At 67.3% G+C, this 13,131-nt stretch carries 13 protein-coding genes; 7 read left to right on the forward strand and 6 right to left on the reverse strand.

Annotated features, from left to right (window positions below; translation table 11 throughout):
- Positions 1-100: 100 nt before the first annotated feature.
- The 5 genes from efp to G5A07_RS12475 all read left to right on the forward strand — a co-directional run bounded on the left by efp (position 101) and on the right by G5A07_RS12475 (position 4,329).
- Entirely contained in the window at positions 101-667 is a 567-nt protein-coding gene (gene efp / locus G5A07_RS12455) for an elongation factor P (protein ID WP_005410381.1), read from the forward strand.
- A 168-nt stretch (positions 668-835) separates the two neighbouring features.
- Entirely contained in the window at positions 836-2,179 is a 1,344-nt protein-coding gene (locus tag G5A07_RS12460) for a TRZ/ATZ family hydrolase (RefSeq protein WP_191863384.1), read from the forward strand.
- Between the two features lie 25 nt (positions 2,180-2,204).
- Positions 2,205-2,921 (forward strand): bifunctional 2-polyprenyl-6-hydroxyphenol methylase/3-demethylubiquinol 3-O-methyltransferase UbiG, encoded by a 717-nt coding sequence (ubiG, locus tag G5A07_RS12465; protein WP_126559470.1) that lies wholly within the window; start codon positions 2,205-2,207, stop codon positions 2,919-2,921.
- Complete coding sequence (locus tag G5A07_RS12470; protein ID WP_191863385.1) at positions 2,918-3,613, forward strand: phosphoglycolate phosphatase; 696 nt, start codon at positions 2,918-2,920, stop codon at positions 3,611-3,613. The genes ubiG and G5A07_RS12470 overlap by 4 nt, the downstream gene beginning before the upstream one ends.
- A gap of 11 nt (positions 3,614-3,624) precedes the next feature.
- The gene (locus G5A07_RS12475) at positions 3,625-4,329 is read left to right on the forward strand and encodes a squalene/phytoene synthase family protein (protein WP_191863386.1); all 705 of its coding nucleotides are present in this window, start codon (positions 3,625-3,627) and stop codon (positions 4,327-4,329) included.
- Between the two features lie 123 nt (positions 4,330-4,452).
- On the opposite strand, the gene G5A07_RS12480 is transcribed toward G5A07_RS12475, so the two are convergent.
- Genes G5A07_RS12480 through yidD form a run of 3 tightly spaced genes read right to left on the reverse strand, consistent with a single transcriptional unit; the run spans position 4,453 to position 6,903 of the window.
- Complete coding sequence (locus G5A07_RS12480) at positions 4,453-5,301, reverse strand: M23 family metallopeptidase (RefSeq protein WP_010486622.1); 849 nt, start codon at positions 5,299-5,301, stop codon at positions 4,453-4,455.
- Positions 5,301-6,647, reverse strand: coding sequence for a dihydroorotase (locus G5A07_RS12485; protein ID WP_005417725.1), 1,347 nt, complete (start codon positions 6,645-6,647; stop codon positions 5,301-5,303). Before G5A07_RS12485 ends, G5A07_RS12480 begins: the two co-directional genes overlap by 1 nt.
- A 1-nt stretch (position 6,648) precedes the next feature.
- The gene (gene yidD, locus G5A07_RS12490; protein ID WP_010486626.1) at positions 6,649-6,903 is read right to left on the reverse strand and encodes a membrane protein insertion efficiency factor YidD; all 255 of its coding nucleotides are present in this window, start codon (positions 6,901-6,903) and stop codon (positions 6,649-6,651) included.
- Positions 6,904-7,175: 272 nt separating this feature from the next.
- Here yidD and dksA point away from each other — a divergent pair, with 272 nt between their 5' ends.
- Positions 7,176-8,405, forward strand: a complete 1,230-nt coding sequence (gene dksA / locus G5A07_RS12495) for an RNA polymerase-binding protein DksA (protein ID WP_191863387.1) — start codon at positions 7,176-7,178, stop codon at positions 8,403-8,405.
- Positions 8,406-8,963: 558 nt separating this feature from the next.
- On the opposite strand, the gene G5A07_RS12500 is transcribed toward dksA, so the two are convergent.
- From G5A07_RS12500 to cysS, 3 genes are read right to left on the reverse strand one after another with little or no spacing between them, the layout of a single operon-like run.
- Positions 8,964-10,211, reverse strand: a complete 1,248-nt coding sequence (locus G5A07_RS12500; protein WP_049482302.1) for an MFS transporter — start codon at positions 10,209-10,211, stop codon at positions 8,964-8,966.
- Positions 10,208-10,660 (reverse strand): SufE family protein, encoded by a 453-nt coding sequence (locus tag G5A07_RS12505; RefSeq protein ID WP_010486631.1) that lies wholly within the window; start codon positions 10,658-10,660, stop codon positions 10,208-10,210. Before G5A07_RS12505 ends, G5A07_RS12500 begins: the two co-directional genes overlap by 4 nt.
- Positions 10,661-10,713: 53 nt before the next feature.
- Positions 10,714-12,090, reverse strand: coding sequence for a cysteine--tRNA ligase (gene cysS / locus G5A07_RS12510; protein WP_057503883.1), 1,377 nt, complete (start codon positions 12,088-12,090; stop codon positions 10,714-10,716).
- Between the two features lie 188 nt (positions 12,091-12,278).
- Between cysS and G5A07_RS12515 the strand changes: the two genes are divergently transcribed.
- On the forward strand, positions 12,279-12,848 hold the full coding sequence (locus G5A07_RS12515; RefSeq protein ID WP_043400934.1) for a hypothetical protein: 570 nt from the start codon (positions 12,279-12,281) through the stop codon (positions 12,846-12,848).
- The last annotated feature ends 283 nt before the right edge of the window (positions 12,849-13,131 follow it).

Consider the following 13,131-nt stretch of genomic DNA (forward strand, 5'->3'; position numbering starts at 1 on the left):
TCATGGGGGCAGAAAAACAGTCGCCCACCGGCATCCGGTGGGCTTTCCATTCTAACGGCTCGCCGCACCCGCGGCGTTTTTGCCACTCAGGAGTTTACGCATGGCCAGCTACGGCATGAACGACGTCAAGAACGGGATGAAGATCCTGGTCAACAACCAACCGGCCGTCATCATCGACACCGAATACGTCAAGCCGGGCAAGGGCCAGGCCTTCACCCGCGTGAAGTACCGCCTGATCAAGGACGGCCGTACCCAGGAAGTGACCATGAAGTCGACCGACTCGCTGGATGCAGCCGACGTCGTCGATACCGACATGAACTTCATGTACAGCGACGGCGAGTACTGGCACTTCATGGACCCGGAATCCTTCGAGCAGGTCCAGGCCACCAAGGCCGGCATGGGCGGCGCCGAGAAGTGGCTGAAGGGCGAAGAGTCCTGCGTGGTCACCCTCTGGAATGGTGAGCCGATCTTCGTGCAGCCGCCGAACTTCGTTGAACTGAAGATCACTGAAACCGATCCGGGCGTCCGTGGCGACACCTCGGGCGGCGGCGGCAAGCCTGCCACCCTGGAAACCGGCGCCGTGGTCCGCGTGCCGCTGTTCGTCAACCAGGACGAAGTGATCCGCGTCGACACCCGTTCGGGCGAATACTCCGCACGCGTCAAGTAAGGTTCCGGCCGCAGGTCGACCAGACTGTAGAGCCGAGCCCGTGCTCGGCTTTCCGGGCATCGCCCGGACCCGTTGCTGGCGCCCATGGCGCCGCAGCGGACAGCCGCCGGGCATGGCCCGGCGCTACCGCCTCCCGCCAGGCCCTTCTCCAATAGCCAGTGAGCCCGCATGAGCGATAGCCCGCACCTCCCCGAAGCCTGCGACCTGCTCATCGAAGCCGGTTACGTCGTTCCGATCGAGCCGCATGCGGTGGTGCTGGAAGACCATGCCGTGGCCGTGCGTGGCAGCGAGATCATCGCGATCCTGCCGCGTGCCGAGGCGCGTGCGCGTTTCCGCGCCGCACAGGTGGTCAGCCGCCCCGAGGCCGCGCTGATGCCGGGCCTGGTCAACGCGCACACGCACAACCCGATGACCCTGCTGCGCGGTGTCGCCGACGACCTGCCGCTGATGACCTGGCTGCAGCAGCACATCTGGCCGGTGGAAGCGGCGGTGATCGGGCCGGAATTCGTGGCCGACGGCACCACCCTGGCCATCGCCGAGATGCTGCGCGGCGGCACCACCTGCGCCAACGAGAACTACTTCTTCGGCGACGTGCAGGCCGCGGTCTACAAGAAGCACGGTTTCCGCGCGCTGGTTGGCGCGGTCATCATCGATTTCCCCACCGCCTGGGCCAAGACCGACGACGAGTACTTCGCCAAGGCCGGTGAACTGCATGACCAGTGGCGCACCGATCCGCTGATCGGCACCGCGTTCGCGCCGCATGCGCCGTACACCGTCAACGATGCCAACTTCGAGCGGGTGCGGATGCTGTCCGACCAGCTCGACATGCAGGTGCACCTGCACACCCACGAGACCGCGCAGGAAATCACCGATTCGATCAAGCTGCACGGCCAGCGTCCGCTGGCGCGGCTGGATCGCCTCGGCCTGGTCAACGACCGCCTGATCGCGGTGCACATGACCCAGCTGACCGACGCGGAAATCCACCTGTGCGCCGAACGTGGCGTCAGCGTGGTGCACTGCCCGGAATCGAACCTGAAGCTGGCCTCCGGTTTCTGCCCGGCCTGCGCCCTGCAGCGCGCCGGCGTGAACCTGGCGATCGGCACCGACGGCTGCGCCAGCAACAACGACCTGGACATGTTCAGCGAGAACCGCACGGCGGCGATCCTGGCCAAGGCCGTGGCCGACGACGCCACCGCGCTGGATGCAGTCACCACGCTGCGTGCCTCCACGCTGGGCGGCGCCCGCGCGCTGGGCTTCAGTGACCGCATCGGTTCGATCGAGGTCGGCAAGCAGGCCGATCTGGTCTGCGTCGACCTGTCCGCGCTGGAAACCCAGCCGCTGCACAACGTGCTGTCGCAGCTGGTGTACGCCACCGGCCGCCAGCAGGTCAGCGATGTCTGGATTGCCGGCAAGCCGAAGCTGGTGCAGCGCGAGCTGGTCGGCATGGACCTGCCGGGCATCATCGCCAACGCGCGCCAGTGGCGCGAGCGCATCCGCCATATCCGCGCCTGAACCCTGGCGCCGCAAGGACACCCTCATGACTGCCCCCCACGCATCCTCCAATTTCGATCAGGCCGAGCTGGACAAGTTCGCCGCGCTGGCCAACCGCTGGTGGGACGCTGATGGCCCGCAGAAGCCGCTGCATGCGCTGAACCCGGTGCGGCTGAAGTACGTGGCCGACCGCGTGCCACTGCGCGGTGCCCGTGTGCTCGACATCGGCTGTGGTGGCGGCCTGCTGAGCGAGGCGCTGGCGCAGTCCGGTGCCGACGTCACCGCCATCGACCTGGCCCCGGAACTGGTCAAGGTCGCGCGCCTGCACGCGCTGGAAAGCGGTGCCAAGGTGGATTATCGCGTCCAGGCCGCCGAGGACCTGGCTGCCGAGCAGTCGGGCAGTTTCGATGTGGTCACCTGCATGGAAATGCTCGAGCACGTGCCGGATCCGGGCGCGATCATCGAGGCCTGCAAGCGCCTGCTGAAGCCGGGCGGCCACCTGTTCCTGTCGACCATCAACCGCACCGCTGCCGCATTCGCGGTGGCGATTGTCGGTGCCGAGTACGTGGCGCGATTGCTGCCCAAGGGCACCCATCACTACCAGGAATTCATCAAGCCGGCCGAGCTGGCACGCTGGCTGCGCGAGGCTGACATGCAGCTGGTGGATGTCAGCGGCATGGCCTACGAGCCGTGGCGCAACCATGCCCGCCTGAGCAGCCGCACCGACATCAACTACCTCGCCTACGCGGTCAAGCCGGCATGACCTCTGCCCGCTTCCCGCGCGCGGTGCTGTTCGATCTGGACGGCACCCTGCTGGACAGCGCGCCGGACTTCGTTGCCACCTGCGATGCGATGCTGGCCGAACGTGGCCGTGCACCGATCGATCCGGCGTTGTTGCGCCCGGTGGTGTCCAAGGGCTCGCGCGCGATGGTCGGTGCGGCATTCCCGGACCTGGATGCCGCTGCGCGCGATGCATTGATCCCGGAATTCCTGCAGCGCTATGAAGCATTGATCGGCCAGCACGCGGTGCTGTTCGATGGCGTGGCCGGCATGCTTGCTGCACTGGATGCCGCCGGCACGGTGTGGGGCATCGTCACCAACAAGCCCGAGTACCTGGCGCGCCTGATCCTGCCGCAGCATGGCTGGCAGCAGCGCTGCGCGGTGCTGGTGGGCGGTGACAGCCTGGCCGAGCGCAAGCCGCACCCGTTGCCGCTTCTGCATGCTGCGCAGGCCATCGGCATTGCTGCCGGGGAATGCGTATACGTGGGGGACGACGAGCGCGACATCATCGCCGCGCGTGCCGCGGCCATGCCGTCGGTGGCGGCACTGTGGGGCTATCGCCTGCACAGCGACGACCCGCTGGCCTGGCAGGCCGACGTGCTGGTCGAGAACGCCGGACTTCTGCAACTGGCCAGTCTCTGGCCGACCCGGCCGGCAGCCCCGGCCCAGCCGTAAGGAATGACGTAGTGAGCAGTACCGCGCTGGACAGTTTCCTCGACAAGTGGCGCAGCCGTTGGCCGGAATGGTCGGTGGCCGCCCCGTTCGTGGCCGAATCGCAACGCGAGCTTGCCGTGGCGTGGTTTGCGCTGCTGCAGGAGTTCGACGACATGCTCAACACCGGCGGCGATCCGTTGCCGGCCGACGCCAAGCTGGCGTGGTGGGGCGAGGAGCTGCGCAGCTGGGCTGCGCATCGTTCGCGCCACCCGTTGGGTCGTTTGCTGGAACCGGTGCATGCGCCGTGGGCGCAGCTGGCCGAAGCGCTGCCGGATCTGGTTGAAGCGCGCACGGTCGCGCTGGATGCGGCCAGTGCCGAGCGCGCGCTGGCCAACTACGCCGACGCGGTTGCCGCGGTGGAAGCGGCGCTGTTCAACGACAAGCCGCGCACCGGCGCCGGTCGTGCGGTGCAGCTGCAGACCCTGGCCCAGCGCCTGCAGGATGCCGGCGTGGCCGGTGTACCGCGCAGCCTGCTGGATGAGGATTCCAGCACGGCTGCGCAGCGCTGGGCGCAGTACCTGCTGAAGGGGTGGGGCAGTCGCGTGCCCGGCCCGCGCCCGCGCCGTGTGTGGTCCAGCCTGGCGCGCGCACGCGTGGCGGCGCAGGCCGCAGGCAAGCCGATCGAAGCCACCCCGGTACGCACGTTGCTGCGCGTGTGGTGGGCCGCGCGCGGCTGAACGACTGGCCGCTGCGCTCGCCGGGCATGGCCCGACGCTACCAATTCATCGCACGGCCCATGCGCGATAAACGATCCGTCACGCGGTAGCGCCGGGCCATGCCCGGCGGGGAAGCTGCGCGCGTTACTTACGTTCCAGCACCAGCAGCGGGTCGATGCGGGTATCGAACCAGTTCATGCCCCAGTGCAGGTGCGGGCCGGTGGCGCGACCGGTGGCGCCGACCGCGGCGATCACCTGGCCCTGTTCCACCCGGTCGCCGACCTTCACGTCGATGCGCGACAGGTGCAGGAAGTTGGAGCTGACCCCGAAGCCGTGGTCGAGCAGCAGCGTGCCACCGGTCAGGTACAGGTCCGGGCCGGCGAAGGTGACGATGCCGGCGGCCGGTGCCTTCACCGGGGTGCCGGTCGGCACCGCGATGTCCATGCCGGAATGACCGGCACCAGGTTGACCGTTGTAGACACGCGCATTGCCGAAGCGGCCACTGATGCGGCCCTGCACCGGCCAGATGAAGGTCTGGGTGAAATCAGTGCGGTCGTCATCGCGGGCACGTGCCGCGGTCACCTGCGCCTGTTCGCGCTTGATCCGCTCGGCAATCGCCGGCGGCGGGTTCACCGTTTTCGGCGGCACGCCGTTGACCCGCTCGGTGGGCCAGTCGCGCGGCGTCACCGCAATGGTCGCCGTCTCGCTGCCACCATCGGGGCGCTGTACCTGCACGCGCAACGGGCCCTTCTCGTCGCGACCGATGCCGAACACCACACTGCCATAGCCGCTCACCCGCAGTTGGCGGCCGGCGTACTGCACGCGGCTGCCGGCGGGCACCTTGCCGATCACCAGCGCGCCCTGCGACGCGCTGGCCGGAAACACCACGCGACTGTCGATCAGGCTGCCGATGCCATCCTGCGCCTGCGCCGCCGGTGCGGTGAACAGGGGCGCGGCCAGCAGCAGCGCCCCGAACAGAAATACCTTGCGCATCAGCGGTCGTAGGTCATGCGCTGGCCGGCCGGTTCACCCACCAGTTTGCTGCCGTCCCACACCAATTGGCCGTTGACCCAGGTCGAGGCCACGCGCGAACGGAAGGTGGTGCCTTCGAATGGCGACCAGCCGCACTTGGACAGCACGTCCTCGCGCTTGACGGTGAATGGCACGTCTTCCACCAGCACCAGGTCGGCGAAGTAGCCTTCGCGCAGGAAGCCGCGTTCTTCCACGTCGAACAGCTGCGCCGGCGCATGCGCGAACTTCTGCACCACCTGCTCGCGGGTCAGCTTCCCTTCGTGCACGCGCTCCAGCGCGGCCACCAGCGCGTACTGCACCAGCGGCAGGCCCGACGGCGCCTGCGCGTAGGGCTTCTGCTTCTCTTCCCAGGTGTGCGGGGCGTGGTCGGTGGCCAGTACGTCCAGCACGTCGTCGGCCAGCGCAGCGGTGATTGCTTCGCGGTCGGACACTTCCTTGATCGCCGGGTTGCACTTGATCAGGTTGCCCTTGGTCGCATAGTCCGGGCGCGCGAAGTGCAGGAAGTGCACGCAGGTTTCGGCAGTGATCTGCTTGCGGCTGCCGTCGGCGCGGATCAGTGGACCCTTCTCGAACAGCGCCAGCTCGTCGGCGGTGGAGATGTGCAGTACATGCAGGCGGGTGCCGTGCTTGCGCGCCAGCGACATCGCCAGGCGGGTCGACTTGATGCAGGCCTCGCGCGAACGGATATCCGGATGCATGTCCGGGGTCAGCGCGTCGCCGTACTTTTCCTGGAAGGCCTTCAGGTTGGCATCGATCATCGGCGTGTCTTCGCAGTGCGTGATGATCGGAGTGGGGCATTCGCGGAAGATCGCATCCAGCGTTTCCGGGTTGTCCACCAGCATGTTGCCGGTGGAGGCGCCCATGAACACCTTCACGCCCGGGGCCTTCTTCGGGTCCAGCGCACGGATCGCTTCGAGGTTGTCATTGCTGGCGCCATGGTAGAAGCCGTAGTTGGCCCAGGCGCGGCCGCGCGCGAGTTCGTACTTGGCTTCCAGGATGGTCGAATCCAGCGTCGGCGGGTTGGTGTTGGGCATGTCCATGAAGCTGGTCAGGCCACCGGCCACGGCCGCCGCCGATTCGCTGGCGATGTCGCCCTTGTGGGTCAGGCCCGGTTCGCGGAAGTGCACCTGGTCATCGATCATGCCGGGAAGCAACCAGCGTCCGGCCGCGTCCACCACCTGCTCGCCGTCGCGCGGCGCCAGCCCATTGCCGATCTGCGCGATGCGGCCGTTCTCGATGCGCAGGTCGCCGTCGAAGGTGCGGCCTTCGTTGACCATCCGGGCGTTGGTGATGAGGGTGGAGGACATGTCAGTGTTTTCCTGTGCAACGGCAAGAGGGGGCGTGGTTGGATTCGGGCACCGGGTCGAAGCCGCCGGGGTGGAACGGGTGGCAGCGGCCCAGCCGGCGCGCAGCCAGCCAGCTGCCGCGCAGCGGGCCGTGCCGCGAGATGGCTTCCATCGCGTATTCAGAACAGCTCGGCACGAAACGGCAGCGTGGCCCCAGCAGGGGGCTGATGAAGCGCTTGTAGAAGCGCAGCAGGGCAATGAGCAGGCGCGAGATCACCCAGTCATCTTATGCCAGTTGGCATGAAGGCCGCATTTGTGCAGGATGGGCCGTTGGTCGCATGTCGCCGATGGCCTGCGACCGGTACCAGCACCTTCGGGTGCTGGCCAGGTTCCGTACCGCGCAAGGCGGTCCGTGTTCGTCGGACTGCCTCCAAGGGCGCCTTGACTCCAGGACTGAATGGAGCAGGGGGTCGAGGTTGCTGCTGCGGGTCGGGTAGGCTATAAAGGCCCGCTTTCCCGGGCCCCGGGGAATCCAAGGAAGAGCGTTTCGTGGCTGCTAAAAAAACTGCAAAGAAGGCCGCAACGGCCGCCAAGAAAACCGCCAAGCCTGTTGTGAAGAAGTTGGCGGCAAAGCCCGTTGCCAAGAAACCGGCCAGCAAGCCGGCGACCAAGGCAGCGTCCTCGCAACCGGCGGCCAGGAAGGCCACCGCAAAGAAAACGCCGGTCAAGGCAACCAAGCCGGTGGCGAAGAAGGCTGCTGCGCCCGCCAAGGCCAAGCCTGCCGCTGCCAGCAAGAAGGCGCCGGTGATGAAGAAGGCCGCCAGCAAGGCCGCGCCGGTGAAGAAGGCCGCCGCCAAGCCGGTGGCGAATAAGGCCGCAGCCAAGCCGGCGCCGAAGGCGGTGGTGAAGAAGGCTGCAGCCAAGCCGGTCGCCAAGCCCGCGGCCAAGAAGGTCGCTGCGGCTAAACCGGTTGCCACGCCTGCCGCTGTAAAGAAGGTTGCCAAGAATGTTGCCGTGCCGGCCGTGAAGCCGGCCCCGGCCCCAGTAGTGAAGTCCGCACCGAAGCCTGCTGCCAAGCCGGCTCCGGCCAAGCCTGTCCCGGTCAAGACCGTGGCAGTGGCAGCAGCCCAACCGGCTTCCAAGCCGGCCCCGGCCGCCGCTCCTGCCGCTTCGAAGGCCCCGCAATCCAAGAATCCCGTGCCCGTTTCGAAATCGCCTGCCAAAACCGCCGTGAAATCCGATTCCGCCCCGAAGACCGTGTCGCGCCCTGTCGGCAAGGTTGCCGTGGCCGTCGCCGCCCGCTCGGCTGCACCGGCCCCGCGCAGCAAGTACAAGGTGGTCGAGTACAAGACCGACGAGGCCACCGGCCGCCCGATCCTGCCGACTGGCTACAAGCCGTCCTCGGAAGAGGAATACATGAGCCCGCTGCAGCAGGAGTACTTCCGTCAGCGTCTGCAGAACTGGCGCGCGGACCTGGTGGAAGAGTCCAAGCAGACCATCGAGAATCTTCGTGAGGAAGTGCGTGACATCGGCGACGAAGCCGAGCGCGCGACCCGCGAGACCGAGAACTCGCTGGAGCTGCGTACCCGCGACCGCTACCGCAAGCTGATCGGCAAGATCGACAGCACCCTGAAGCGCCTGGAAGCGGGCGACTACGGTTACTGCGTCGACACCGGTGAAGAAATCGGCCTGGAGCGCCTGGAAGCGCGCCTGACCGCCGAACGCACCATCGACGCCCAGGAGCGTTGGGAGCACCTGCAGAAGCAGCAGGGCGACTGATTCCTGCTCGTTGTATGGTCATGCGAAAAACCCGGCCTCGGCCGGGTTTTTTGTTGGGTTCGAGTTGGCTGTGTAGAGCAGCGCCTTCCGGGTATCGGGTGGAGCCTGCGGGTGGGTCCGGGCAGGACACGCTGCAAGTACATCCCTGTAAGCTCGGCCGCGGCATCCATGCCGCGGACGGTCCCGCCCGGACCCACCCGCAGGCTCTCGACGGTTTCCTGCGTGCGCGGCCGATGTAGAGCCGAGCCCACGCTCGGCTCAGGCCGACAGGAGCGGTCATGCGTGCGCTCGCGGCTGTTGAGTCCGCCTTGTAGCGAGCCGAGCACCGCAGGGGAATCAGGGGCGAAGAGGCGCCGCTGTTTGAGCGCAGCGAGTTCGGCGCCGTCCCCTGATTCACCGAGGAGCACAGGGCACCGGCGCGCAGCGCCGGCTCGCGGATGGCGGAGCGTTTCTTTGGTTACTTTCTTTTCGCGAAAAGAAAGTGACAAGCCCAATCATCGAGGGAGAGCAACGGCCCCAGCCAAACACCCGGCGCCGCCGAATCCGCTGTTCGCAGCGTCACTGCAGATCACGCAAATTCAGTTTCCGCAATGTCGGGTTCTTCCACGCGGTGATCCCGGCCACGCTCAGCACCGCGAACCCACCCAGCACCACGGCCGGCACCAGGCCGAGCAGCTTGGCCATCGTGCCGGCATAGAACGCGCCCAGCTCGTTGGACGAACTGATGAAGATGCCGTTGATTGACGACACCCGTCCGCGCATTTCTTCCGGCGTGGCCAACTGCAGGATGGTCGATCGGATCACCACCGAGACGCCATCGAAGGCCCCGTAGAACAGCAGGATCAGCGCCGACAGCCAGAAGTGCTGCGACAGGCCGAAGCCGATCACGCACAGGCCGAAACCGGCCACCGCGAACAGCAGTACGCGGCCGGCATTGCGGTGCAGCGGGTGGCGGGCCAGCCACAGGCCCACGCACACCGAACCGAGCGCCGGCATCGCGCGCAGGATGCCCAGGCCTTCCGGGCCGTGGTGCAGGATTTCGTGCAGGAACGCCGGCAGCATCGCCACCACGCCGCCGAGCAGGACCGAGAACATGTCCAGCGCCATCGCCCCGACCATGATCCGGTTGCCGACCACGAAGCGCGCGCCTTCGGCGATGCTCTTGAAGATCGGCGCGGCGGGACCGGTGTGCACCGGTTCTTCCACCTTCAATGTAGCCAGGCAGGCCATCGCCACCAGCGCAAAGGCCGTAGCCACCGCGTAGGAGAGGCCCTTGCCGCCGAAGCCGACCAGCACGCCACCCAGTGCCGGACCAGCCACCATGCCGGCCTGGAACACCACCGCGCCGAGGCCTGCGCCGCGCGCGAACTGATCGCGGGCCAGCACGCGGGCGAACAGCGCGTTGTAGATCGGCGACAGGAAGGCGCGGACCATGCCGGTCAGGGCAATGGCTGCATAGATGGGCCACACGCCTTCAAACGGCAGCCAGCCCTTGGCCACGCTGGTCAGTACCAGCGCGGTGGCGATCAGCCCGGAACAGGCCGCCATGCCCAACCGGCGCCGCGGCAGATGGTCGACCAGGTAGCCGGCGAATGGCGCCACGCAGAAGAACGGCAGCACCTCGGCCAGGCCGATCAGGCCCAGCGAGAACGGATTGCGGGTGACTTCGTAGATGTGCCAGCCGACGGTGACTGCCACCACCTGGTAGGACAGCATCGCGAAGATGCGGTAGGCCAGCAGCTTGGCGAAGCCGGGTCGGGACAGCAGGCCCAGCGCGGTGTCCTCGGCTGTGGCAGGCTCGCTCACGACGGATCGCGCTGCAGCTGGGCCTGCGCGGTCTCGCGGATGAAGGCCAGCATCGCTGCCACACCATTGCTGCGGGTCGGAGACAGGTGGCGGGCCAGGCCGATGTCCTGGATATAGCTCGGTTCGGTGGCCAGGATCTCCTGCGCCGAGCGCCCGGAGTACACGCGCAGGGCCAGGAAGATCAGGCCGGAGACGATGGCCGAATCACTGATGGCATGGAAGCGCAGCGACTGCGCATTGCCTTCCGGCACGATCCAGACCATCGACTGGCAGCCGAGCAGGCGATGCTCTTCGGTCTTCCATTCTTCCGGGAAGGCCGGCAGCTTGCGGCCGAGGTCGATCAGGTACTGGTAGCGCTCGGACCAGTCGCCGAAGAAGCCGAATTCCTCGGCGATGGCGGTCTGGGCCTCGGCGGCGGTGGGTTCAAGCGGGAACGGGGAGTCGGTCACAACAGTCTCTACGGTGGGGCGTGGCCGGCGTACCGGCCACGGGGCAGGGCAGGTCAGCCGCGCTTGCGCGACCAGCGCACGCCCTGCGGGGTGTCTTCCAGCACGATGCCTTCGGCGGCCAGCTGGTCGCGGATGGCGTCGGAACGGGCGAAGTCGCGGGCCTTCTTGGCAGCGGCACGCTCGTCGATCAGGCTCTGGATACGGGCATCGTCGCCGTCATCGCCCGCAGCGGTACCGAACCATTGCGCCGGATCGGCCTGCAGCAGGCCCAGCGCCAGGCCGGCACCGAGCAGCTCGCCCTTCAGGCGTGCCTGTTCGGCCGGGTCGGTGGCTCGGCGTGCATCGGCAGCGATGCGGGCCACTTCGGCCAGCGCCTGCGGGGTGTTCAGGTCGTCATCCAGGGTCGCCTCGACCGTGGCCGGGATCGCCACGACCGCGTCGACCGACGCCAGTTCGCGCAGGGTGCCGTACAGGCGATCCAGGGTGCGCACCGACTGCTCGATCAGGCCATCGGACCAGTCCAGCGGCTGCCGGTAGTGGGCCGACAGCAGCGCCAGGCGCAGGGCTTCCGGCGGATGCTGGCGCACCAGGTCGTGCACGCGCTCGATGTTGCCCAGCGACTTGCTCATCTTGGCGCCGCCGAAGTTGAGCATGCCGTTGTGCAGCCAGAAACGGGCGAAGATCTTGCCGCCGTGGGCGCATTCGCTCTGCGCGATCTCGTTCTCGTGGTGCGGGAACTGCAGGTCGACGCCGCCGGCATGGATGTCGATGGTCTCGCCCAGATGGGCGGCGGCCATCGCCGAGCATTCGATGTGCCAGCCCGGGCGGCCACGGCCCCACGGCGATTCCCAGCCGGGCAAGTCGTCGCTGGACGGCTTCCACAGCACGAAATCGCCGGGATCGCGCTTGTAGGGGGCGACATCGACACGGGCGCCGGCCAGCATCTCTTCCGGGTCGCGGCGCGAGAGCTTGCCGTAGCCGTCGAAGCTGGCCACCGCGAACAGCACATGGCCCTCGGCGGCATAGGCATGGCCGTTGGCGATCAGCTGCTCGATCATGGTGACGATCTGCGGCATGTGCGCCGTCACTTCCGGTTCGATGTCCGGCGGCACCACGCCCAGGGCGGCCATGTCTTCACGGTAGGCGGCAGCGAACCTGTCGGTGATGGTGCTGATCGGCACCCCCTGCTCGCGCGCGGCGGTGTTGATCTTGTCGTCCACGTCGGTGATGTTGCGCGCGTAGCGCAGGCCACCGAAACGGCGCCGCAGCAGGTCGGCCAGCACGCCGAACACCACCGGGCCACGGGCGTTGCCGATGTGCACGTAGTTGTAGACCGTGGGGCCGCACACATACAGGGTCGGACAGGCCGGGTCGAGCGGGATGAACGGTTCGAGCTGGCGAGTCAGGTTGTTGTGCAGGCGCAGGGTCATGGGGCTGTGGCTGGGGGACAAGCCTGTGATTTTAGAACGTGTCGGCCCCCTTTGGGGGCACCGCCTGCCACCGGTGGACGCCGGGGCCATCCAAGGTGGGGTGGGCAGGAGCAGCGTGGACGGGTAATGTTCAGCCCCTTGCGCTCGCCACTGCCTACACTATTGCCGTGTCCTTGCTCCCTTCGCCAATGAAATCCACCGCGTTGCTGACCCTGGCCTGCCTGTCGGCGCTGGCCGCCGTGGCCCAGGCGCAGGAGGCCGAGCCCCGCAACCGGGTGGTGATCGTGGAGAACGTGAAGTTCGACTACGCGCAGGTGCTGAACGTCGAGCCCGTGTTCCAGACCCTGCGCGCGACCCGCACCGAAGAACACTGCGAGCCGGTCTCGACCCGGACCCTGGCGCCGGTCAATGTCACCGGCGAGGAGCCGGTTGAGGACAAGGGCCGGATCAGCCGCTTCTGGGACTCGGTGCGCTCGATGTTCAAGCGCAGCGATGAAGAGGTCTCCGAGGACACCGCCGCCGAGTCACCCGCCCCGGCGCCGGCACCGGCCAACAATGGCCCGATGCTGACCCGTGACTGCCGTATCGTGCCGGTGGGGCGTGAATTCCGCAGGCCCATCGCCTACGACGTGGATTACGTCTACAAGGGCACCAAGTACCGCTCACGGCTGCCGGAAGACCCCGGCAACCGGCTCAAGATCCGGGTGTCGATCACCCCCTGGGTCGGCCCCGAGCAGGGCGCCACGGGCAATCCCTGATTCTGCGACCCCGGCCCCTTGCGTCGGCCCCGGCCGCATGCAAAGATGGTTGACCATGAAGCTCACCGACTTCCAGCACGACAGCAGCGCAGCCCGACAGGCGTCGGGCATGACCTCGCGTGCGCGTCGACCGGAACCCCACATTCTCGCTGGGTAACCGGAGCTTTTTGCTGTTCGTCCGAAAAAAACCCAGCCGCCCGGCTGGGTTTTTTCGTTTCTGCGTTCTGAAAGCTGCAACTGCAACCTTTTCGTTCCACCTTTGCTTCCTGTTTTCCCTTCCACC

Origin of the sequence: Stenotrophomonas sp. AS012628 (genome assembly GCF_010608305.1) — a bacterium.
GTDB lineage: Bacteria > Pseudomonadota > Gammaproteobacteria > Xanthomonadales > Xanthomonadaceae > Stenotrophomonas > Stenotrophomonas geniculata.

Excerpts from the sequence above, each read along its gene's own strand:
- ubiG (WP_126559470.1), top strand. The coding sequence starts at position 2,205 with ATGACTGCCCCCCACGCATCCTCCAATTTCGATCAGGCCGAGCTGGAC.
- efp (WP_005410381.1), top strand. The coding sequence starts at position 101 with ATGGCCAGCTACGGCATGAACGACGTCAAGAACGGGATGAAGATCCTG.
- G5A07_RS12485 (WP_005417725.1), bottom strand. The coding sequence starts at position 6,647 with ATGTCCTCCACCCTCATCACCAACGCCCGGATGGTCAACGAAGGCCGC.
- G5A07_RS12460 (WP_191863384.1), top strand. The coding sequence starts at position 836 with ATGAGCGATAGCCCGCACCTCCCCGAAGCCTGCGACCTGCTCATCGAA.
- G5A07_RS12515 (WP_043400934.1), top strand. The coding sequence starts at position 12,279 with ATGAAATCCACCGCGTTGCTGACCCTGGCCTGCCTGTCGGCGCTGGCC.
- G5A07_RS12470 (WP_191863385.1), top strand. The coding sequence starts at position 2,918 with ATGACCTCTGCCCGCTTCCCGCGCGCGGTGCTGTTCGATCTGGACGGC.
- G5A07_RS12480 (WP_010486622.1), bottom strand. The coding sequence starts at position 5,301 with ATGCGCAAGGTATTTCTGTTCGGGGCGCTGCTGCTGGCCGCGCCCCTG.
- cysS (WP_057503883.1), bottom strand. The coding sequence starts at position 12,090 with ATGACCCTGCGCCTGCACAACAACCTGACTCGCCAGCTCGAACCGTTC.